This is a genomic window from Collinsella sp. AF31-11 (genome assembly GCF_003475605.1).
Classification (GTDB): Bacteria; Actinomycetota; Coriobacteriia; order Coriobacteriales; family Coriobacteriaceae; genus Collinsella.
Genome location: NZ_QRQS01000016.1, coordinates 1 through 22,886 on the forward strand (window position 1 = coordinate 1; position 22,886 = coordinate 22,886).

Sequence of the window (22,886 nt, forward strand, 5' to 3'; positions counted from 1 at the left end):
GTTCATATGTGGCCGCTGGCGCCCGGGCAGCGCCGGGGACCTTTCTGTCCCGATGCGGCGTGGGGGTTCGTTTGGCGTCGACAGCGTCCGGCAAGGATGACCTGCCAGTGTCGAATTTCCGGCGTGCTTGAGCTGAGAGAAAAGATGGCATGCGGAGTTTTGCTCCGCATTTGGGATGGGAGCCCCTCGGGAGCGGGCGGGCGTATACAAGGTTTATCGCGAGTTCCGCACGAGCCGGAGAGCACTTAATGTGCTCTCCGTGCGAGCAGGACTGTAGAGCAGGAAACCTTGTATACGCCCGCCCGCTCCCGAGGGACATCTGTCATGCAAAAACTCTTGTCTGATAAAGTCCGAGGTTAATGGCGTTCTATACCGTAAATTTCAAAAAAGTTGAAAATTCATTACATTTGTACGTTGACTTTAGGTAACTAAAGTTTCATACTGCTTTTCATCCACTGGGGGATGTGAACACGCACGGAACGTTCACATCATGATCGAAGAGGATTTCTTAGACATGTTCACGCATCAGCTAAACATTATCAGCGTAGTAATTATCTGATGCGGGTTAGCACATACAGCTAGCCCGTACGATAACGGGCGGTTGATGAAGATGAGGGCCGTCGAGCGCAACCGACGGCCCTCATTTTTTATGTCTAGGAAGTTCTTTTTAGAGGAGGAAATGTAATGAACGGAGTTTTGCTCATGGTTGTGGCCGCGGCGGTGCTCGCCTGTGGCTATCTGGGCTACGGTCGCTGGCTGGCAAATAAGTGGGGCGTTGACAAGGATGCCCTCACGCCGGCCAAGCGCATGAAGGACGGCAAGAGCTTCTCGCCCGTTTCCGCCTTCACCGCGTTCTCGCACCAGTTCAGCTCGATCTGCGGTGCCGGCCCTGTCACGGGCACGATTGTCGCCATGGCCTTTGGCTGGCTGCCCGTCGTGCTTTGGGTTCTCGTCGGCGGCATCTTCTTTGGCGCCGTCCACGACTTTGGCGCCCTGTACGCCTCGATGAAGAACAACGGCAAGTCCCTGGCTCAGCTCATCGAGAAGTACATCGGCAAGACCGGTCGTCGCCTGTTCCTGCTGTTCTGCTGGCTGTTCTGCATCATCGTCATCGCCGCTTTCACCGACATGGTCTGCAAGACGTTCATGTTCACCCCGGCCGTTGACGCTTCTGGTGCTGCTACCGGTGCCATCGACTTCACCAAGTCCTATGCCGCCGGCTGCGCTGGTACCATCTCCATCCTGTTCACCTTCGTCGCTATCGCCTTTGGTTGGGCCCAGAAGAAGTTCAACCTCACCGGCGCTGCCGAGTTCGTCACCGGCGTTGTCCTCATGGTTCTCATGTTCGCCGTCGGTATGCAGTTCCCGGTCTACCTGGATAAGTTCCAGTGGTTCGCCGTCGTCATGGTCTACCTGGTCTTCGCTGGCGCTATGCCCATCCAGATGCTCAAGACCCCGCGTGACTACCTCACTTCCATCATGATGATCGTCATGATCGTCTGCGCTGTCCTCGGCATCGTCGTCCTGGGCGTCAACGGTCAGGCTACGATGACCGCTCCGGTCTTCACCGGCTTCTCCACTGCCTCCGGCATGATGTTCCCGGTCCTGTTCGTCTCCGTCGCTTGCGGTGCTCTCTCCGGTTTCCACAGCCTCGTTTCTTCCGGCACCTCTTCTAAGCAGGTCGAGAAGGAGCAGGACGCCGTCAAGGTCGGTTACGGCGCCATGATCGTCGAGTCCTTCGTCGGCATCCTTGCCATCATCGTCGCCGGCATCATGTTCTCCGACATGAACACCGCCGGTACCGGCGCCCTCAACGCCGGTGTCGCTTCCACCCCGTTCCAGATCTTCGCCGCTGGCATCTCCCGCGGCATGCAGGCCTTCGGTGTTGACGGCACGCTCGCTACTGTCTTCATGACCATGAACGTCTCCGCTCTGGCCCTGACCTCGCTCGACGCTGTCGCCCGCATCGCCCGCACCTCGTTCTCCGAGTTCTTTGCCCAGACCAACGACGCCCTGGCCATCGAGTCCCAGGCCGGCTACATGAAGGTCCTCGGCAACCCCTGGTTCGCCACGGTCGTCACCCTGCTTCCTGGTCTCGCCCTCGCTTTTGGTGGCTATGCCAACATCTGGCCGCTCTTTGGTGCTTCCAACCAGCTGCTCGGTGGCATGACTATGATCACCCTCGCCGTGTTCTGCAAGTGCACCGGCCGCAAGGGCTGGATGCTCTACGTGCCCGTCGCCTTCCTGCTCTGCTGCACCTTCACCTCGCTGGTTCAGAGTGCCATGGGCTGCATGACCGCCGTCCAGGCCTACGGTTTCTTCGGTACCATCCCGGCTACCGCCACCACGGCCGCCGTCTCCGTCGCCGCCACCAAGGGCCTGCAGCTTGTCTTCGCTGTCCTGCTGATGGTCCTGGGCCTCATCGTCGCCGTCAACTGCCTCAAGGAGTTCTTCGGCAAGGAGGCTGGCTCCATGCCCGACGAGGAGCCCGAGTGGTCCGAGATGGGCAAGGCCGAGTATGGCCGCGCTGCTGCTGCCGAGGCTCCTGTCGACGCCGAGGCCGCCAAGGCTTAGTCGACCTGACGAGTTGAACGTCACATCTATATGACTCGGAAAGACCGGGTCCGCGACTTCGCGGGCTCGGTCTTTTTTCATGCAAAAGCGGGTGACGCTCGAGTGTTCTCGCAGATGTTTTGCGTGGATAAGGGCGCGCGTTGTACCATATAGACGTATATGTGTGCATATGAAAGGGGCCCCGTGGCCAAGACGGTATATTCCGATAACCAACAAAATGTCGATGCTCTGGCTGAGCGCCTGAGCAGCCAGACGTCGCTTTCTGCTGAGCGTGCCAAGCTGGTTGCCTACGACCTGCTTTGCCGCAAGGCGCTCAAGATTAAGTCGAGTGCGCTGGCGCAGATTTTCCGCTCCGTCGATAAGGAGTGCGACACCAAGGCGATGCGCGATGAGCTTATCGCGGCAAAGATCGTGACCAAGATCGAGGGTAGCGGCATTAACGGGCGCCCGGCGTTCTATACCATCAATGCCGAGATTAACGATGCCCAGGAGCGGCCCGTCGAGGTTGCCGAAGAGGCCGTCGAGGACGTTGTCGAGGCGCCCGCTTCGGTGGAAACGGCTCCGCGCGAGCATGTCGATACCGACGAGCTGCTTGACGAGAGCGTCGTTCGCGCCTTTACGGCCAAGGCCGGCCGCGGCGGTTTTGGCGGGAGTGGCAAGCGCGATGCGCAGCGCCGCGCCCAGCAGGAGCGCTTCCGTCGCGCCGTTGCTCAAAAGGGTGAGACGGATGCTGAGGCTGTTGAGACCGAGGTTGCTGCCGAGTCGCAGAAGCCCGCGAGGGAGCAAAAGCCCGTGGAGGCCCAAGAGCCCAAGCGTCGTCGCGGTGCTCACTTTAAGACTGCACAGCAGGATGCCGCGCGTGAGGTTGAAGAGTCTTCTGAGGTTGCAGACGATGTTGAGGAGTCTGCCAAGAAGGCTCCGGGTTCGTGTCGTCCTGGTCGCGGTTTTGCGGGACGTGCATATCCCGTAAAGCGTCAGGAGAAGGGCGAGTCGGTTTCGACCACCCAGGACGAGAAGACCGTTGAGCCGGCGGCTCGCGAGCAGAAGCCTGTTGAGCCGCAGCTTGAGGTTGATGCCGAGGCCAAGGGCCAGCAGTCTACTGATGGGCAGACGGAGCAGGGCGCGTCGAGCAAGCCTCGCCGCCGTCGCCATCGTGGGGGCTGCAGTTCCCATGCCGAGACTGCAACCGAGAAGATCACGCCGCAGGACGAGGATGTGAAGGCCAAGGTTTCTGCGGGGCAGCCAAAGCGCCGGCCAGCGAAGGAGAGCAAGTCCGATCGTCCGCAGAAGCAGGCGTCTATGCCGAAGCGCGAGTGCAATTCCCAAGGCGATTCTAAGCGCAAGTCTCAGAAGAAGCCGGAGTCTGCCGCAGTAGATACTGCTGCCCAGCAGCCCGAGTCGGCCGCCCACGGCGAGGTCTCGGCGTTTGCCCTTGCCCGCGTTTTGGGCAGGCAGCTGCTCAAAGTTGTCCCTACGCCTATGACGCTCTCTAAGATCAAGGAGCAGCAGACACAGATCGTTAAGGTCGAGGGCAAGGACGGCAAAATGGCTCCGCAGCGCGCTCAGCACAACGAGATGTCCAACCGCAAGATTGCCGAGGAGATTACGATCATCCAGGCTTGGATTGAGCAGAATCGTGGTGCCGACACGCCGGTCGCTTCGCGTCGCCAGCGTGCCTACCAGATCTTTAACGACGAGAAGGCCTTTGACGGTAAGCACGGTGAGCGCCTGATTAAGCGCATGGCCGAAAAGGGCATCAGCATGCAGGCGATTAAGGTTGCCCCCAACCGCCCCGTGCACTTTACGGGTTTCTTTACGCTGGGCGCCGACAAGCCGTTCATTATGGTCGAGAACCTGGACACCTACGACGAGATCGTCAAGCTCCTGCGCGGCCGCAAGCACGCCAAGCTCTTTGGCATCAAGGTGGGCGGCGTGATTTTTGGCGGCGGGTGCAAGGCGAGTGTCTCTCACGCGCTGGATGATTATCTGGCCGAGATCGGCTACCGCTTTAACTACGTCTACTACGTAGGCGATATCGATCGCGAGGGCGCGCGCATCGTCGAGCAGACTCGCAATGCCAATGTGGTTGAGATTCGCCTGCATGCCGGCATGTACCGCGCCATGCTCGCCGAGCATAAGCGTCGCGTGAAGGCCGGTGGCGAGTGCGAGCCCGCGGCTGCCAACCAGGGCGTGCCGCAGAACCTGGCGGCCACGATCAAAGACCTGCCCATGGTTACGCGCGTGCAGTTCCGCAACGTGCTGCGCGAAGGCGGGCGCATTCCGCAGGAGATCCTGATGACCGCAGACTATCGGGATGGCGACTCGGGAAGCTTCGACCGCATGCTGAACAATTAGTTCCGCCGGCCCCGGGAGAGCGGGGACACCGACTTAGGTTTCCTGCTCTACAGTCCTGCTCACGACGGAGGCCACATTAAGTGGCCTCCTGTTCGTGCGGAACTGGGCTGATATTTTCTAGATGTAAGGCGCTCTTGGTTCTAATGGGCTTGGGGCGCCTGTATTTTGAGGGTGGATTTTTGGGACATGCCTGAAAATCTACCTTTTGCAACTTCTCGTTCTGTAGGAGAAGCTGTGACCGGCACTTTGGGAGCGTCCCTAAGTGCCGGTTTGGCTGGAAAGTCGAGATGCGGGGAGCCCGTTGCTGGTATGGGACGGAGGGATTCCGCGTCCGCCTTTTCGGCGGCCGCGTGCCGCTGCGTCGCTTCGCTCCTTGCGTGCTGTGCTGGAAAACGCTTCGCGTTTCCTCAGCTCCGCACCCTGGCGGGTTCGAATCCCTCCGCTTGCCCACAAGAAAGCGCCCTGGGCTGATGAAAGCTCAGGGCGCTCAGTTACCTTGGCTGGGACGGAGGGATTCGAACCCCCAACAGCCGGCACCAAAAACCGGAGTTCTACCGTTGAACTACGTCCCAATGTGTGGTGTTGCCCAAAAGCAACTCGTCTAGTTTACCTAATCTGCGAGGGCATCGCAAACGCCATCGAGCAGGCGTACGGCGAGCGTCTGCGCGTCGCTGGCCGTGAAGGTGCCGTTGTAGCGCGTCATGCCCGTGAGCTCAATGCGAATGCGAGCCGGCTTCTGCTGCGCGGCGACATTGGCGGTGCGGATGCGCTGGGCCAGGTTGTGGCACTCGGCGAGGGCAATCGTGGCGCGCGGTGCGGCGTCGGCGGGCAGCTCGTCGCTTGCGATTTCGAGCACCAGGTCAACGTCGGTTGGGACCTCGGAGTCGCAGAGCATCATGCCGCTGTTGTCGGTCGTTGCCGTGGCGATATTCCACATGCGCGACGCAACGCTGCGTGCGATGGGGTCCTCGCCGATAACGGCAATCTGAAAGCGCTCAAGCACATTGGCGGCACGGGCAAAACCGATACGCGACTCGGCCTCGGTGACCGAGGGCTTACCCTCCCACACATGGTGCAGGCGGTTGATGTAGGCGTAGGTGTCCTGGAAGGCCATGCCGTCGGCAAACAGACCGACATTTTCCTGGAACTGCTGCAGGGCGGCCTCGGTATGCGGGCCAAAGTAGCCGTCGTCCTCGCCGCAGGCAAAGCCCAAAACGTTCAGAGCGCGCTGCAGGGCCTGCACATCGGCGCCATGGAAATTGGGCATGCGCAGATAGAGGGTGCGGTCGCCCAGCTTATACGAGGCGTCTACCAGGGCGCTCCAGCAGGGGATATCGACGGCGCTGCCGGCGGCAAGGCCGCTATCGAGCCTAAAGGTGCCAACAGCCTGCTCGGTGGTGGTGCCAAAGCGCTTGTCGGCGACCTCGGCGTCGTCGATTGTATAGCCGAGCTGCAGAAGGCGGGACTGGACGTCCTCGACGGCTGCTCCCTGCATGCCCGTAGTAATAGGTTCCATGAACGAACCCCTTTCGGCGTACCATTCGTACTATTTGAGCGTGTGTCGGATAGACAACGCAAAGGGATGCATAAACATGCACTCAACAGTGTAGCAAGTTGTACCCAAATACGCTGCTGACAGGTTTTATAACCCCCGCTAGTTAAGGCGCTCCACAAAGAAATCTGCCATGGAGAGGAATAGCTCGCGTGCATGCGGGTCGAGCTCGACGCCTTCGATGGCGGCCTTGGCCTTAGCGGTCAGGTCCAGCGCGTAGGTGTGGGCGTAATCGATGGAGCCGGTCTCCTGGAAGATCTCCACGGCGCGTGCGAGCTGCGCGGGATCATCGGTGCCCGAGGAAAGAATCGCCTCGACCTCGTTGTGGTGGCGCTCATCAGAGAGGGCGTGTACGGCGACGAGCGTACGCTTGCCCTCGGTGATGTCGGTACGGAAGTCCTTATTGGCGGTTTCCTTGGTGCCAACAAGGTTGAGCAGGTCGTCCTGGATTTGGAAGGCAAGACCGGTGTGCAGGCCAAAGGTGCGCAGCGCCTCGATTTGCTCATCGCTGCCGCCGCCAATAATGGCTCCGGCGGCAAGTGGCGTCGCTCCGCTGTAAAACGCGGTCTTGTGCGTCGCCATGTCCAGGTAGTCATCAACCGAGATATCAAAGCGCTCATCACGGACCCAACCCAGGTCGAGCGCTTGGCCCTCGATGGTGCGGACGATCATCTCGGTAAGCTCGTGGAGCACACGCACCTTCACGTCGGACTCCAGCGTGGGGTCGTCGAGAACCGTCTTGGTGACCATGGTGAGCGCTAGGTCGCCACAATTGATGGCAAGGCCCGTGCCCTCGGTAAGGTGCATGCAGGGCTTGCCTCGACGAAGCTGTCCGTTGTCGGCGATGTCGTCGTGGATCAGCGCGCCCGACTGGAAATGCTCGATGGCTGCCGCGGCGCTGCGGGCGCTCTCAAAGCTACCGCCCACTGCGGTTGCGGCGAGCATGCAGATAAGCGGGCGGTGGCGCTTGCCGGCGTTTGCCGTAAATGTCGAGAGCGGGGTATACAGGTAGCGCTCGATATCGGCGGAAGTCGCCTGTCCGTCAAAGAACGTGGCCAGATAGTCGTTAATCTGGTCAAAGTGCTGGGCTAAAAAGCTGGTAAACGGACTAGACACGGGCTCTCGCATTCTTTCTGAGGTTGCATCGTTGCATTATGCAGACAACATATTGCCACATTGGGGCGTCGAGCGCGGCGGTTGAAGACGATTGGTCCATGCGGCCGCAAGTGCGGTAGGGGCTTGGCTAGATAAGCCCAAAGTGTTCGAGCGCGGTGACGACGCCGTCGTGGTCGATGCTGTCGGTGACATAGTCGGCCTTTTCCTTGAGGAAGTCCGGTGCGTTGCCCATGGCGATACCGACATCGACGGCGTTCATCAGCGAGATGTCATTGCTGGCATCACCGATGCCATACACCGTTCCATGGTTGGGGTCGAGAGCGTCGAGTACGGACTGGATACCCTCGCGCTTGGTGCATTCGCGAGGCGAAATCTCGGTCACTTCGAGCTCGAGCTCGTTAAAGCAGAGCAGCGGCTCAAACGCTTGATCCTGAGCGATGCGGTTGGCAAGCGACGTAGACATTAAGATCTTGTAGGCGCTGTAATGTTGCAGCTGCGTAATTGCATCGCCCACGGTGCGGGCGTATCCGGGGGCGTCGGGCGCATCGGCACTCATGCGAACGACGCCATTGAGTCCCTCAAAACGAATCACTTCGTCCGATTGCTCAAGAATGGGAGCAAGGCGCTGCAGCATGCCGGGCGTCATCGCCAAATCGCGAATCACGTGTCCCTCAAGTTCGACATAGCCACCCGCGAGGCAGACGATGCCGGTCCAGGGCAGCTCGAGCAGCTTTGGATGGATGCAGCTCAGCGTGCGCCCTGTGCAGATAAACGCCATATTGCCCTTGGCGACAAAATCACGGATGGCTTGCGAGACCGCTTCATTGGGATAGGGGGAGAGGTCTCGCTCGCTCTCGGGAAGCTCTTGTGCCACTCGAGGGTCTTGCCAGGCGAGTGTTCCGTCGATATCGAAGAAGCAGATATCGCCGCGCTTATGGGCTGCGCTGGCGGCAGGGGAGGCCGAGGTGGTGGGCACAAATCCCGGCTCGAGGCCCATGATCTGGTCAAAATGCTCTTTAACGCGGGGAACGGAGATGCCAATAATCACCTGGGCGGTCTTGCCCGTAATGATGAGGCCCTTGGCGCCCACCGCGACAAACGACGCATTATCTGCAACGATGGAAGGGTCTGCGACCTCGACGCGCAGGCGCGTGGCGCAGTTGGTTGCGCCCACGATATTGCCAACGCCACCTAAAAGCTGAATTACCCGCTCGGCGAGGACGTGATCTTGATCGGATTGAATACTGACCTCGCCATTGGGAGATTGCTCTTTGGCAAAGCCGCTTCCCGTTAAACGATCGATTGCCGCGCGATTGGAGACATGATCCTCGCGGCCCGGCGTCTTAAGGTCATAGACCAAGATGAGTGCTCGAAAACTAACAAAAAAGATGAGGCTAAAGGCAAGACCGATACCGAGCGCCAAAAGGTAGGAGCCGGCATGCATTCGCATGAGTGGGATGAAGTTGAAGGCCGTCATTTCCATGAGACCGCCCGAGAAGATGCCGACGATGCCAAAGAAGTTCATGGTCATGGCAAGGCAGGAGGATAGGACGGCGTAGAGCAAAAAGAGTCCAGGATAGGTGAACATAAAGAGAAACTCGAGCGGCTCGGTGACACCGCAGACCACCGAGGCGACGATGGCGGGCAAAAGGATGACCTTAAGGCCGGCGCGGCGTTCGGGTTTGGCGGTGAAATAGAATGCTGCCGCGATGGCGGGAAGGCCAAAGAGCTTGCCCCAGCCGGTGGCGGTAAAACCTGCCCAGGGCGCAAGTTCATTTAAAGGGCGCGTGCTATGGGAGAGAATGGGGAGCAGGTTGGTCCACGTGGCGTAAATACCGTCGTGAATGACCAGATTGTCGTAATAGATGGGCATATAGAGCAGGTGGTGCAGCCCCATGGGCTCGAGTGCTCGCTCCAAAAACACAAAGATGCCCACGCCGAAGGGGCCGACGCCCGCAAGTGCGTGGCGCAGCGTTTCGGTCACGGCGTATGCGAAGGGCACGATGGCGGCCGAGATGGCGGCAAGGGCAAACACGGCAAAAAAGCTGATGAGGTAGACCAGCGAGGAACCCGAGAAGGTGCCGAGCCAATCGGGAACCTTGGCATCGTAGAAGCGGTCATGGATGGCGACGACGGTTGCCGATACCGCCAGCGGGCCGATAATGCCGGTGTCGAGCGTCTTGATGCCGTCGATGACGGTGATACCGCTGGCGGGGGTCAAAGATGATGGGTACTTAAGCCCAAGGTTGTCTCCGCTCAGCTTAATGATCTCGCTCAAAAAGAAGCAATAGGCAAAATAGGCCACGAGTGCCTCGAGGCAGCAGCGTGCCGGTTGCTTTTGGGCAAGACCGATAGGCAGCGCTACGGCAAAAAGGAGCGGGAGACGTTTAAAGACCGTCCACGAGCCGCGCTGGATGATGGTCCAGAAAACGTACCAAGGGGTTCCGTATACGGCGAGGTCACCGACGATGTCTACGGTCGTGGCGAGGGCGGAGATGCCGACCATGAGGCCTGATATAGAAAACAGCATGGCGGGCGCGAACATTGCCCCGCCAAAGCGTTGGATTTTCTGCAGCATAATATGCCTTCCGGATGCAACATGCTGTGCGAGCAAGAACGTTTAAACAATGAACTCATTGTAGAGGACTGGCTGCTTGCCGCATTGACGGTTTTGATTCGGTCCGATTTGGGTTTCGGGGGAACCGTCGACGGTAAATAATCCGTACTTTACCGATAATCGGTTTAAACAACTTTAAGAAATGCTATCGTGCCTAGCCATACATATTCATTAGAGGTGAAGTTATGCCAAAAGCGATTTACGAAGGAATCTACCGCGAGATCCGTTCGCGCATCATTAACGGGACCTATGCGTTTCAGGAGATGCTGCCAACCGAAGCCGAGCTGACCGCGGAGTTTGGCTGCACGCGCAATACCGTTCGACGCGCCTTGAGCATGCTGGCCGACCAGATGTTTGTGCAGCCTATACACGGCAAGGGCGTGCGCGTTATTTGGCTTAAGGGCGAAACCGACATGCTGGGCGCACTCGAAGAGGTTGAGTCGTTTGGCGAGTTCGCAAAACGCAACAATGCCGTCGCATCGACCGAGGTCAAGTCTTTTGAACATTTGATTTGCACTGAGCAACTGTCGCGCCGCCTTGGCTTTAAGGTGGGCGAGGAGCTGATTCGCGTCGTGCGTGTCCGAAGCCTCAACGGCAGCGCGCGCCAGGTGGACCACGGCTACTTTTTGGAGTCGATCGCCAAGGGCCTGACCCCCGAGATTGCGGCAAGCTCTATCTACGACTATCTGGAGCACAAGCGTGGCGTCAAAGTGATGGCGAGCCGCCGTACGGTGAGCGTCGAGCTTGCCAACGATGAGGACTGCAGCTACTTGGACCTTGGCAAGTACAACTGCGTCGCCGTTATGGAGAGCCAGTCGTACACCTCGGACGGCATCTTATTTGAGGTGACGCATGCCCGCACGCATCCCGAGATCTTCCACTACCGCGTCAACTCCAAGCGATAGCCGGCTAGCTCGCAGCCTGACGAGACTCATGTCCTCAAAGAGAAAACGCCCGGTCAAACCGACGATGCATCGGCTTGACCGGGCGTTTTCTCTGCATTCGATAACAAGTAATTGTTTATACAAAACTTGTCAAGTATCAAGTTGAAATTACCGTTCACCGAAGTTTTTCTACCGCTCTAGTAATACTTGTTCAAACAACTAGCCAAATAGCGTATTGTACAAATCAGCAAAAGGGGCAAAGTCCCCGAGCCAATCTCCGAAGGCGGCGGCAAAGGGTGCCGCCACGGTGTGAAAGGGTGGATTGTAATGAAGAACGAAATGAGCAGAAGGCAGTTCCTGGGCTTCGCTGGCTCCGCGGCTGCGGTTCTTGGTCTGGGTCTCGTGGGCTGTGGTGGTTCTGCCGGCTCCGGCTCCTCTGCTTCTGGTGACGCTGCCGAGGTCTACTTCCTCCAATTTAAGCCTGAGGTCGACAAGGAGTGGAAGGAGATCGCCAAGGCGTACAAGAAGGAGAAGGGCGTCGAGGTCAAGATCGTGACCGCCGCCTCCAACACCTACGAGGAGAAGCTCAAGTCCGAGATGTCCAAGAGCTCCGCTCCGACGCTGTTCCAGGTCAACGGCCCCACCGGCCTTAAGAACTGGAAGGACTACTGCGCCGATCTTTCCGACACCAAGCTCCGCGGCGAGCTCATCGACGACTCCCTGGCGCTGCAGTCCGACGGCAAGGATCTGGGTATCGACTGGGTTCAGGAGAGCTACGGCATCATCTACAACAAGGAGCTCCTCGAGAAGGCCGGCTACAAGGCCGAGGACATCAACTCCTTCGACAAGCTGAAGGCTTGCGCCGATGACATCCAGGCCCGCAAGGACGAGCTCGGCGTTGACGGTGCCTTCACTTCCGCCGGCATGGATGACTCCTCCAGCTGGCGCTACACCACGCACCTCGCCAACCTCCCGCTCTACTACGAGTTCGAGAAGGAGCACAATCAGGAGGACGACGAGATCAAGGGCGAGTATCTCGACAACTTTAAGCAGATCTTCGACCTGTATATCACCGACTCCACCTGCGATCCTTCGCAGCTCGCCTCCAAGACCGGTGACGACGCCACCAACGAGTTCGCAACCGGCAAGGCCGTCTTCTACCAGAACGGCTCTTGGGCCTACGCCGACCTCACCAAGGCCGGTATGACCGACGACCAGCTCGGCATGCTGCCGATCTACATCGGCGTCGACGGCGAGGAGAACCAGGGCCTGTGCTCCGGCGGCGAGAACTACTGGTGCGTCAGCTCCCAGGCTTCCGAGGATGCCCAGAAGGCCACCGAGGACTTCATGTATTGGTGCGTCACTTCTGACACCGCCACCAGCATCATCGCTGACAAGATGGGTCTGACCGCCCCGTTCAAGAGCGCTAAGGAGACCACCAACGTCTTCTCGCAGCAGGCCGTTGCTATGGCCAAGGACGGCAAGAAGACCGTCGCTTGGGACTTCGTTTACATCCCCTCCGAGGAGTGGAAGAAGAACCTCAAGCAGGCTCTCATCGCTTATGCTGCCGACAACACCAAGTGGGACGGCGTCAAGAACGCCTTCGTCGATGGCTGGAAGACCGAGAAGGCTGCTTCCGAGTAAGCAGTTGCTGCCCAAGCTATCTGATTAGCGACAGGGGGCGGGCAGACGTAGGTTTGCCCGCCCCCTGCATATTGAAAGGACCCTTCTATGGGCAAAGCACTCAAGCGCTGGTGGCCGCTCTTTATGCTGCCCACGTGCCTGGCGTTTATGATCGGGTTCGTGATTCCCTTTATCCAGGGTTTCTATCTCTCGTTCTGCCAGTTTATTACCATCAATAACGCGCACTTTGTCGGTATCGAGAACTACGTGCGCGCGCTGTCCGATCCGCAGTTCTCCACGTCGTTCTTCTTTACCGTGGCGTTTGCCTTCCTGTCGACGGTGCTCATCAACGTGATCGCGCTGGCCATCGCGCAGGCGCTCACCCGCAAAGCGCTCAAGGGCACCAACATCTTCCGTACGATCTTCTTTATGCCTAACCTGATCGGCGGCATCGTGCTGGGCTACATTTGGCAGATTCTGATCAACTGCCTGCTCTCCAACGTGGGCGCCCAGCTCATCGCCCTTAACTCTGCTGCTGGCTTCTGGGGCCTTATCATCCTGACCCTGTGGCAGCAGGTCGGCTACATGATGATCATCTACATCGCCGGTCTGCAGTCCATCCCGTCTGACTACATCGAGGCCGCCAAGGTCGATGGCGCTACGGCATGGCAGACGTTTTGGAAGGTTAAGATCCCCAACCTGATGCCGACCATCACCATCTGCCTGTTCCTGTCCATCACCAACGGCTTTAAGCTGTTCGACCAGAACCTCGCCCTTACCGGTGGCGCCCCGGCGCACTCCACCGAGATGCTCGCCCTGAACATCTACAACACGTTCTATTCGCGTGCTGGCATCGCATGGCAGGGCATCGGTCAGGCCAAGGCAGTTATCTTCTGCATCCTGGTTGTCGCTATTTCTATGATCCAGCTTAAGGCCACGAGGTCCAAGGAGGTGCAGCAGTAATGAAACGCGATAAGGCTATCAACCGCGCGCTCTCGATCTTCTTTACGATTCTGTCGCTCGCATGGATCTACCCCGTGTTCATGATTGCGCTCAATTCCTTTAAGAAAGCGACCGCAATCAGCACCACCACGGCGTTCGATCTGCTCACGCCCGAGACGTTCAACGGCCTCGCAAACTACGTGCACGCTCTGAACGAGCAGGGCTTTGCCTCGGCGTTTATGTACTCGCTCATCATCACGGTCACGTCGGTCGTGCTGATTCTGGTGTGCTGCTCCATGTGCGCTTGGTACGTGGTGCGCGTCAACAGCAAGATCTCGAACTTCTTCTATTACCTGTTCGTCTTCTCGATGGTCGTACCGTTCCAGATGCTCATGTTCACGCTGTCCAACCTCGCGGACCGCATCGGCTTTAACACGCCGTTTAACATCTGCTTCATCTACCTTGGTTTTGGCGCGGGCCTCGCGGTCTTTATGTTCGCCGGCTTCGTCAAGAACATCCCGCTCGAGATTGAGGAAGCGGCCATGATCGACGGCTGCAACCCGGTCCAGGTGTTCTTTAAGATCGTCCTTCCCATTATGAAGCCCACCTATCTTTCGGTCGGCATCCTTGAGACCATGTGGGTCTGGAACGACTATCTGCTGCCCTACCTTACGCTCGACTCCACCAAGTACAAGACCATTCCTATCTTGATCCAGTACTTCCGTGGCGGCTATGGCCACGTCGAGCTCGGCCCCATGATGGCATGCATCATGATGGTCGTCATCCCCATCGTCATCATGTACATCTTCTGCCAGAAGTACATCATTGACGGCGTTGTGGCAGGTGCCGTCAAGGGCTGATGCCGTAACTGTTTTGCAAGTTTTGGCGGCGCCCCTCAGCGTGGCGCCGCGTATCGAAAGGTAGAGACATGGCCGAGATCGTTCTCAAACATGTTCAGAAGGTGTATCCCAACAACGAGTCCAAAAAGAAGGGCTTCTTTGGCAAAAAGAAGAAGACCGAGGAGAAGAAGCACAACCTCAAGGTTACCGAGGACGGCGTGCTCGCGGTGGAGGACTTTAACCTCACCGTGCATGACCAGGAGTTTATCGTCCTCGTTGGCCCTTCTGGCTGTGGTAAGTCCACGACGATGCGCATGGTCGCCGGCCTGGAGGACATCACCTCGGGCGATGTGCTCATCGATGGCAAGCGCGTCAACGACGTCGCTCCCAAGGACCGCGACATCGCCATGGTGTTCCAGAGCTATGCTCTGTACCCCAATATGACGGTGTACGAGAACATGGCGTTTACGCTCGAGCTCAAGAAGGTCCCCAAGGACGAGATCGACCGTAAGGTTCGCTCCGCTGCCGAGATCCTGGGTATTACCGAGTACCTCGACCGTAAGCCTAAGGCGCTCTCCGGCGGTCAGCGTCAGCGCGTCGCCATCGGCCGCGCCATCGTGCGTGATCCTAAGGTCTTCCTGATGGACGAGCCGCTGTCCAACCTGGACGCCAAGCTGCGTAACCAGATGCGTGCCGAGCTCATCAAGCTGCGCCACGAGATCAAGGGCACGTTCATCTACGTCACTCATGACCAGACCGAGGCCATGACCCTCGGTGACCGTATCGTGGTCATGAAGGACGGCGTCGTCCAGCAGATCGCCACCCCGCAGGAGGTCTTCAACCATCCCGCGAACATCTTCGTCGCCGGCTTTATTGGCGTGCCGCAGATGAACTTCTTCGATGCCCAGCTGGTGCGCTCGGGCAACGGCTTTACCGTCAAGACCGAGGATATGAACGTGGCGCTCGCCCCCGAGACGTGCGCTCAGCTTGCTCTCAACTGGGACGGCGGCGACGTGAAGGAGATCACGGCCGGCGTGCGTCCCGAGCAGATTCTGCTTGCCGACAAGGACGAGGAGGGCGCGCTCCAGGGTACCGTCGAGGTGACCGAGCTCATGGGTTCGACCGAGCATGTCCACGTGACCGCTCCCGATGGCCAGTTCGTCCTGATCATTCCCGTTGTCGACCTCGAGGCCAAGGGTGCGCTCAAGGCGGGCGACCCCATCTGGTTCAAGTTTGAGAAGAACGCGACCCACCTCTTCGATAAGGTCTCTGGCAAGAACCTTATCTAGGCCCGGTGCAACCAGGCCCTTCCTTTGGGCGACTGCGGTATTGCCATCCTTTTGCCGCGGTCACATATAAGGCTCCCCTCCCGTCCACTGGGCGAGAGGGGAGCCTTTCTTTGTGTTGGGACTGCCTGACCGGTCGTTTGTCTCGATCTGTAACGGATAGGGCCGATTTCGGACGTTAGATGTTACAGATCGAGACGGTTCCGCTGAGCTAACCATTTCATCTAAATCTGTAACACCAAAGGCGAATTTCACCTGCTAGATGTTACAGATTGAGATAAACCCAAGGGGAGGGGCCGGTATGTCTCAATCTGTAACAGCTGGGACCGTTTTGGTTGAGTAGTTGTTATGGATCGAGATTGTTTGGCCGAGTCGGATCACAGGGTAACGTGCGAGCACAAAAAACGGAGCCGCGTTGCCGTGGCTCCGTTTTCAAGAGGATGGGCGATGAAACCGAATTAGCTCAGGTGCCAGATCTCGTCGTTGTACTGGGAGATCGTGCGGTCGGACGAGAAGGTGCCGGCGTTGGCGATGTTGATCAGCGCCTTGCGCATCCAAGCGTCCTGGTCCTCGTAGTCGGCCAGCACGCGCTCCTTGGTCTGGATGTACTCCTCAATGTCGAGTAGAGCCATAAACCAGTCCTTGCCCATGATGTCGTCGTGCAGGCGCTGCAGGCGCTCGGCGTTGCCGGTCGCCATAAAGGCGGGGTTGGTGATGAAGTCCACCAGCAGCTTGATGCCGGGCTTGCGGTAGAGCGCGCCGGCGTCATAGGTGCCGTCGGCGTAGAGCTGCTCGACCTGCTTGGACGAGGCGCCAAAGGTATAGATGTTCTCGTCGCCGACAAGCTCGGCAATCTCCACGTTGGCACCGTCGAGCGTGCACAGGGTCAAAGCGCCGTTGAGCATGAACTTCATGTTGGAGGTGCCGCTCGCCTCCTTGGAGGCCAGGCTGATCTGCTCGGAGATGTCAGCAGCGGGGATCACGCGCTCGGCAGCGGTGACGTTGTAGTTCTCGATCATGACAACCTGCAGGTAGGGAGCCACGTCGGGGTCGTTTGCAATCCACTGGGACAGCGTCAGGATCAGGTGAATGATGTCTTGGGCGATAGTGTAGGCAGGGGCCGCCTTGCCGCCAAAGATGATGGTGACGGGATGCTTAGGTCTGTTGCCGTTCTTGATATCGAGGTACTTCCAGATGATGTAGAGCGCGAGCATCTGCTGGCGCTTGTACTCGTGGATGCGCTTGACCTGGACGTCGATGATGGCGTTGGAGGGAATGGTCACGCCCTGCTCGAGCGCCATGAACTGGCGCATGATGGCCTTGGCCTCGGCCTTGGTGGCGGCCAGGCGCTCAAGAACATCTTTGTCGTCAACGAACTCGGCAAGCTTACTCAGGTCGCCGGTGCTGCGCCAATCGGTGCCGATCACATCGTCGAGCAGGCTGGCGAGCGCGGGGTTGGCGCCATGGATCCAACGGCGGAAGGTGATGCCGTTGGTCTTGTTGGAGAACTTCTCGGGGTAGATCTCGTAGAACGGATGAAGCTCGGTATCCTCCAGGATCTTGGTGTGCAGCGCGGCGACGCCGTTGATGGAGAAGCCAAAGTGGATGTCCATGTGGGCCATGTGGACGGTGTCGTATTCGTCGATGATGGCGACGCGTGGGTCGTCGTGCTCGGCCTTGGCGATCTCATCGAGCTTGACGATAATGTCGGCGATGGCAGGGGAGACCTTTTGCAGGCTGGCGAGCGGCCACTTCTCGAGGGCCTCGGCAAGAATCGTGTGGTTAGTGTAGGCGACCATGGACCGTACGATGGTCACGGCCTCGTCAAACTCGATGTCGTGCTCGGTGGTGAGCAGGCGAATGAGCTCGGGAATGACCATGGTGGGGTGCGTGTCATTGATCTGGACTACGGCGTAGTCGGCCAGGTCGTGCAAGTTGCTGCCGCGCTCGATGGCCTCGTCGATCAGGAGCTGGGCGGCGTTGCTCACCATGAAGTATTCCTGGTAGATGCGAAGCAGGCGGCCCTGCTCGTCGGAATCATCCGGATAGAGGAACAAGGTGAGGTTCTTGGCGATCTCGGTCTTGTCGAAGTCGATGGAGCTGCCGGGGACCAGGCCGTCGTCGACACTTGCCAGGTCGAACAGGCGTAGGCGGTTCTTGGTGGGCTGGCCATAACCGGGTACATCGATGTTGACGAGCTTGGAAGTAACGGCAAAATCACCGAACTCGACGGTGTAGGAGCGGTCGTCGTCGACTAGGATGTCCTGCTCACCGAGCCACTCGTCGGGGACGGCCTTCTGCTGGTTGTCGACAAAGCGCTGGCGGAACAGGCCGTAATGGTAGTTGAGGCCCACGCCATCGCCGGTCAAGCCCAGCGTGGCGATGGAATCCAGGAAGCATGCGGCCAGACGGCCCAGGCCGCCGTTGCCGAGCGACGGTTCGACCTCGAACTCCTCGATCTTGTTGAGGTCGTGGCCCGCGGCGGTGAGCTGGTCCTTAACCTCGTCATAGATGCCAAGGTCGATCATATTGTTGATGAGCAGCTTGCCGATCAAAAACTCGGCAGAGATGTAGTAGAGCTTTTTCTTGCCGTTGTTGAGAGGACAGGCGGCAGAGCGCTCCTGCACGAGCTTGGCCAGCAGCTTATAAATACGACGGTCATCGAGCTGCTCGAGCGAGGTGCCAAAGGACTGCTCGGCAAGATCCGCAAGATTGATACGGGGCATGTTTCCTCCTGTGATGGGTTGATTACATGTCAGAAATTCAAAAGAAGCCCGCGCGAGGGATTGGAGTGGCCTCGCGCGGGGAAAACGGACGCGTCCGCACGATGGGGTGGGGTCGGGCGCGGTGGCTCCTATTGGGGAAGCTCAATTTCGTCTTCCGACGGGATGCGGAAGTAGGTCTCGGTCCAGCCGGTGAGCTTGTGCTCGAGCTCGCGGGTGATGGCGCCATCGAGCATGCGCCAGGTCCAGTTGCCGCCCATGGTGGCGGGAGTGTTGATGCGCGCCTCGTTGCCCAGGTTGAGCAGGTCCTGCATGGTGTAGATGCAGGTATCGCTTACGCTGGCGGCGATGGCGCGGTTGAGTGCATCGGCCATGGGCTCGCCTGCCTGCTGGTGGGTGTACAGGGCCGCCTGCTCGCGCTGACGCGGGGTGGCCGTTCCCTCAAACCAACCGCGCGCCGTCTCGTTGTCGTGTGTGCCCACATAGGCGACGGTGTTGGCAATGTAGTTGTGCGGCAGGTAGTACGAGTTGGTGCCCTCAAAGGCGAACTGCAAGATCTTCATGCCGGGGAAGCCCGAGTTGTCGCGCATGTCGATGACGCCGGGGGTGAGGAAGCCCAGGTCTTCGGCGATGATGGGCAGCGTGCCGAGCTTTTCCTCGAGCGTCTTGAAGAACTTGAGGCCGGGGCCCTGCGTCCACGAACCGTAGGACGAATCGGGTGAGGAGAACGGCACCTCCCAATAGGCCTCGAAGCCGCGGAAGTGATCCAGGCGGATGACATCGTACATGTCGAGGGCGGCGCGGATACGGCCCTCCCACCAGGAGAAACCGTCGGCTTCCATGGCGTCCCAGTCGTAGATGGGATTGCCCCAGTACTGGCCGGTGGCCGAGAACTGGTCGGGCGGCGTGCCGGCGACACTCACAGGATTACCGGCGGCGTCGATCTTAAAGAGCTCGGGCGTGGCCCACATCTCGACGGAGTCGCGCGAGACATAGATGGGCAGGTCGCCGATGATGAGGATATCGCGCTCGTTGGCATAGGCCTTGAGGCGGCTCCACTGACGATTGAAGAAGTACTGCGTCATCTGGTGGTAGAGCATGCGCGCGGGATGGGCGGCGCAGACCTTGGCAGAAGCCTCGCCGCGGGTACGGAGCTCTGCGGGCCACTCCCAAAAGGCCTTGAGACCGCACTCCTCCTTGACGGTCATGAACTCGCAGTAGGGGATGAGCCAGTCTTCGTTTGCTTGGACAAAGTCGTCGAAGTCGGCCGGCTTGTCGGCGGCAAAGCGCTCGGCGGCGCGGTCGAGAATCTGACGACGGCCACCAAAGATGGCACCATAGTCGACATTGCTGGGGTCGGAGCCCAGGTACACGCCGTCGATATCGCACTGCTCCAGATAGCCGGCCTCGATAAGCTCGGCAAAGTCGATGAAATTGGGGTTGCCCGCACGGGCCGAGAACGACTGATAGGGCGAGTCGCCATAGCTCGTTGTCGTAAGGGGGAGAATCTGCCAGTAATGTTGTTTGCACGAGGCGAGGAAATCGACAAAGTCATAGGCGTTCCAGCCAAAGCCGCCGATACCGTAAGGTCCGGGCAATGACGAAACGGGCATCAGAACGCCGCTTGCACGCTCCATGGATGCACTCACCGTCCTTTTGAATAAGGGGCTGCGCCGTAGATGGATAGACGGCTCGTCCCGAGTTTCCATTGCTATTGTCCCTATTGTAGAACATGTTGTTTAAACATGTATAGAGAGAATGAAAAAGTTGCCGACTTTCGGTGAATGGTAGTGCGCCATAGACGATATGAGTTGAACATTGGGAGCTCCTCCCCTTGCGGCTCTTTTGTGGGTCGGGCGACAATGGTCGTCGTCATTAAAGACCGGCTGCCAGCCAGGTTGCAACAATGCAAGAAGGGTTCACATTCAGTTGGCCGTTGACACAAACAATCGCGCGAAGACCTCGTCTTCTTCGGTAAGTCCAGGCGCGGCAAGACGCGCATGGCAGTCGCCCTCACGATGCGCGCGGTCGCCGCGGACATGTCGGTCAGGTTCTGGCAGACCGCGCAGCTGGTTCTCGAGCTCGGCAACGCGAAGCGCAAGGGAACGCTGTCGAAACTGTTGAACGACGTGTCGCCCGCGAGGCTGCTCGTGCTCGACGAGTTCGTCTACGTCCCCTGCGACGTAGACGGTGCGAGGGTTCTCTACCAGGTCATTTCCGTCCATGTAGTGCTCGTAGGCCGCGGCGTCGTCGGGCTCGTCGAAGGAGAGGGACTCCGTCCAGTCCCAGTAGGCCCCCGTCCAGGCGCCCCTGCGCCTGCCGGCCGGCGTCGTCTCGTCGAAGACGAGGCCGTGGCGCAGCAGGAACTTCGACATCCGCTGCTTGGCGTGTTGCAGGTCGTCGCGCGCGTCCTCGAGGGCGCTCGTCGGGGACCCACACCTCGACGACGTTGCGGCGCGCCAGCATGCGTGCCAGCCACTCGGCGTCGCGGCGGTCGTTCTTGCGGCCGCGGTCGGCCGCGGGCCGGTGCATCTTCGGGACCGCCCCGACGACGCAGCCGAGGCCGAGGGCCCGCAGCGCGCGGCCGCGGTTGATGGTACGACCATTGTCGCCCGACCCACGAGAGAGCTGCAAGGGGAGAGGCCCCAATGTTCAACTCATATCGTCTGTTGTGCCAGAGTCGCTCGGGAAAGCGCGACCGACGCAGCGCGCTGTTTTCCAGTCACATCCAGTTCGGGTTGATTTCAGCATGCGATAAGAAACTGGATTTGAATTTCGACTCGAAAGATGGGCAATGCTGATGAGAAACGCTTGGAGTTCGGGATTGCGCGGCGTGAAGCGACCCTCTTCTTATCGAGTTCGTTACAATGTAGGAAAAACAGTAAGTAAGAAGACCTCTGATTGCTTTAGGAGGAGCTGTGGTGAATAGCGCCCAGAAGATCGATAAGTCCATCCAGAAGATGATGACTCTCGGAAGAAGGCTTGGGATTCTGTTTACGGCGCTGTTTATAGCGGTGTGTTGCTGTTCGGTGGTGGTGGTTATTTCCATTGGGCTTATGGCTGCTCAAGGAAACCTATATGATCCATCAAAGACGGTTTCCGTAGTGGTTCCTTTGATGTATCTTCTGATTTCCGGAGGGGCCACATGGACCCTGCGGGGAATCAGCATGGACATGGCTCATGGCGAATCGCCCTTTACCCTTTCGCATGCTCGAAGAATCTCGATTATCGGGTGGCTGTTTGTTGCAGCGGCAATAGGTGACCTCTTGTTTTCTCCGGGGTTTCTTTCGATAGTGATTGGCCCCTTCGACTTGCTGGGGAACGCCTATTCGATGTTTGAAAACCTGGCCCTGCCCATAGATATTGGTGCTGTGCTGGGGGCCGTTTGCTGCTTCTCGATTTCTGCGATATGGCGCTACGGAGCTCTGCTTCAAGACCAGACCGAGGATTTGGTGTGAGGGGCGGCATGGACTATCTGATTATTGAGCTTGAAAGCTTATTGCTTCGACGCGGAAAGACGAGTACGGATATCATTCGGGCGACCGGGCACACACCGGCAAGTATCTCAAAAATACGAAATGGCAAGGTGAAGGCAATTAGGTTAAAGACATTGCTGGATATTTGCGTAGAGCTTGATTGCCAGCCTGGCGATCTTATTAAGCGCGTCAACGAAAGAGAACTTGAGGAACTGGCGACGCGGCGCGCCCGCAACGCGCTGAGCAGGGCGACCGCGACGGGTGATGACCCGGTCCTGGAGTCAGATCATGTTTACGTGGTCGATCTTAGAGACGACTGAGGCTGGAGAATAAAAAAGTATTGAGCAGGTGCAGCCCGTGAAAACAACGGTTTTCACGGGCTGTTCATTCAACGTCCTGCAGTGGCCTGTATTTCTCGCCGCGTCACTGGGGAACGAGAGAGTCATTTCCTGTGCTGGATGCAGGGGGGTGCTTACCTTGTGTAATATATAAATAAGCTTATATTGAAATATGATACATATCGAATTAGAATAACATTATCAATTCGGTATGCAAGGAAAGGAGGGAGAGATGGATTGGATTAACGAGCCGGAGGAAGGCGTTGCACCCGCGTGCGGCAACTGCTTCTTCTACGCGCACGGGGGATGCACGAAGAGGTGCCCCAATCAGTCCTGCACGTTCCGTTGTTAGCGCCGGGCGATTTTAGCCGCTAATAGTCAACCGATTTTGACCAATCCCGGTCACCGAATAATGGCCACCGTGCCTCCCCGCCGCCACTACGCTGGTGGCGCCAACACGCCGCCCTCGACAGGCTGCTCGACAAGGCGTCGGTGTTCGTGATGCGGGGCCCGAGCTACCGCGGCAGGGGGCTCGACACGTACTCGGTGGAGGCCGTCCCC

At 58.6% G+C, this 22,886-nt stretch carries 15 protein-coding genes and 1 tRNA gene; 10 read left to right on the forward strand and 6 right to left on the reverse strand.

What is annotated here, in order from left to right; all coding sequences use genetic code 11:
- Positions 1-684 precede the first annotated feature (684 nt).
- Both DWZ22_RS09395 and DWZ22_RS09400 read left to right on the forward strand, forming a co-directional pair.
- Positions 685-2,574 (forward strand): carbon starvation protein A, encoded by a 1,890-nt coding sequence (locus DWZ22_RS09395; RefSeq protein WP_118405996.1) that lies wholly within the window; start codon positions 685-687, stop codon positions 2,572-2,574.
- Between the two features lie 183 nt (positions 2,575-2,757).
- Positions 2,758-4,929: a hypothetical protein gene (locus tag DWZ22_RS09400; protein WP_118405997.1), complete on the forward strand. Its 2,172-nt coding sequence runs from the start codon at positions 2,758-2,760 to the stop codon at positions 4,927-4,929.
- A gap of 497 nt (positions 4,930-5,426) precedes the next feature.
- Here the strand turns inward: DWZ22_RS09400 and DWZ22_RS09405 are convergent.
- From DWZ22_RS09405 to DWZ22_RS09420, 4 genes are all read right to left on the reverse strand, one after another.
- Positions 5,427-5,501 (reverse strand) — tRNA-Gln (locus DWZ22_RS09405).
- A gap of 38 nt (positions 5,502-5,539) precedes the next feature.
- Positions 5,540-6,445 carry a peptidoglycan-binding protein gene (locus DWZ22_RS09410; RefSeq protein WP_199406666.1) on the reverse strand — a complete coding sequence of 302 codons (906 nt, stop codon included), beginning with the start codon at positions 6,443-6,445 and terminating at the stop codon, positions 5,540-5,542.
- A 138-nt stretch (positions 6,446-6,583) separates the two neighbouring features.
- The gene (locus DWZ22_RS09415; RefSeq protein ID WP_117858787.1) at positions 6,584-7,597 is read right to left on the reverse strand and encodes a polyprenyl synthetase family protein; all 1,014 of its coding nucleotides are present in this window, start codon (positions 7,595-7,597) and stop codon (positions 6,584-6,586) included.
- A 127-nt stretch (positions 7,598-7,724) separates the two neighbouring features.
- A complete protein-coding gene (locus tag DWZ22_RS09420; protein WP_118405998.1) occupies positions 7,725-10,175 on the reverse strand; it encodes a PTS transporter subunit EIIC in 2,451 nt (816 codons plus the stop codon).
- 224 nt (positions 10,176-10,399) lie between these two features.
- Between DWZ22_RS09420 and DWZ22_RS09425 the strand changes: the two genes are divergently transcribed.
- The 5 genes from DWZ22_RS09425 (at position 10,400) to DWZ22_RS09445 (ending at position 15,791) form a co-directional block, all read left to right on the forward strand.
- On the forward strand, positions 10,400-11,119 hold the full coding sequence (locus DWZ22_RS09425; protein WP_117776883.1) for a GntR family transcriptional regulator: 720 nt from the start codon (positions 10,400-10,402) through the stop codon (positions 11,117-11,119).
- Between the two features lie 306 nt (positions 11,120-11,425).
- Entirely contained in the window at positions 11,426-12,742 is a 1,317-nt protein-coding gene (locus tag DWZ22_RS09430) for an ABC transporter substrate-binding protein (protein WP_055252173.1), read from the forward strand.
- 87 nt (positions 12,743-12,829) lie between these two features.
- Positions 12,830-13,684: a carbohydrate ABC transporter permease gene (locus tag DWZ22_RS09435; RefSeq protein ID WP_055252174.1), complete on the forward strand. Its 855-nt coding sequence runs from the start codon at positions 12,830-12,832 to the stop codon at positions 13,682-13,684.
- Complete coding sequence (locus DWZ22_RS09440; RefSeq protein ID WP_117584245.1) at positions 13,684-14,523, forward strand: carbohydrate ABC transporter permease; 840 nt, start codon at positions 13,684-13,686, stop codon at positions 14,521-14,523. The genes DWZ22_RS09435 and DWZ22_RS09440 overlap by 1 nt, the downstream gene beginning before the upstream one ends.
- Positions 14,524-14,591: 68 nt before the next feature.
- A complete protein-coding gene (locus DWZ22_RS09445) occupies positions 14,592-15,791 on the forward strand; it encodes an ABC transporter ATP-binding protein (RefSeq protein WP_055252176.1) in 1,200 nt (399 codons plus the stop codon).
- Positions 15,792-16,246: 455 nt separating this feature from the next.
- On the opposite strand, the gene glgP is transcribed toward DWZ22_RS09445, so the two are convergent.
- Positions 16,247-18,514, reverse strand: a complete 2,268-nt coding sequence (gene glgP, locus DWZ22_RS09450) for a glycogen/starch/alpha-glucan family phosphorylase (protein ID WP_117776882.1) — start codon at positions 18,512-18,514, stop codon at positions 16,247-16,249.
- A gap of 128 nt (positions 18,515-18,642) precedes the next feature.
- A complete protein-coding gene (gene malQ / locus DWZ22_RS09455; RefSeq protein WP_255413150.1) occupies positions 18,643-20,220 on the reverse strand; it encodes a 4-alpha-glucanotransferase in 1,578 nt (525 codons plus the stop codon).
- A gap of 291 nt (positions 20,221-20,511) precedes the next feature.
- Here malQ and DWZ22_RS10700 point away from each other — a divergent pair, with 291 nt between their 5' ends.
- The 3 genes from DWZ22_RS10700 to DWZ22_RS09470 all read left to right on the forward strand — a co-directional run bounded on the left by DWZ22_RS10700 (position 20,512) and on the right by DWZ22_RS09470 (position 22,307).
- Positions 20,512-21,105, forward strand: a complete 594-nt coding sequence (locus DWZ22_RS10700) for an ATP-binding protein (RefSeq protein WP_084591805.1) — start codon at positions 20,512-20,514, stop codon at positions 21,103-21,105.
- 327 nt (positions 21,106-21,432) lie between these two features.
- Positions 21,433-21,969 carry a hypothetical protein gene (locus tag DWZ22_RS09465; RefSeq protein WP_035137761.1) on the forward strand — a complete coding sequence of 179 codons (537 nt, stop codon included), beginning with the start codon at positions 21,433-21,435 and terminating at the stop codon, positions 21,967-21,969.
- Positions 21,970-21,977: 8 nt separating this feature from the next.
- Positions 21,978-22,307 carry a helix-turn-helix transcriptional regulator gene (locus tag DWZ22_RS09470; RefSeq protein WP_052044110.1) on the forward strand — a complete coding sequence of 110 codons (330 nt, stop codon included), beginning with the start codon at positions 21,978-21,980 and terminating at the stop codon, positions 22,305-22,307.
- The last annotated feature ends 579 nt before the right edge of the window (positions 22,308-22,886 follow it).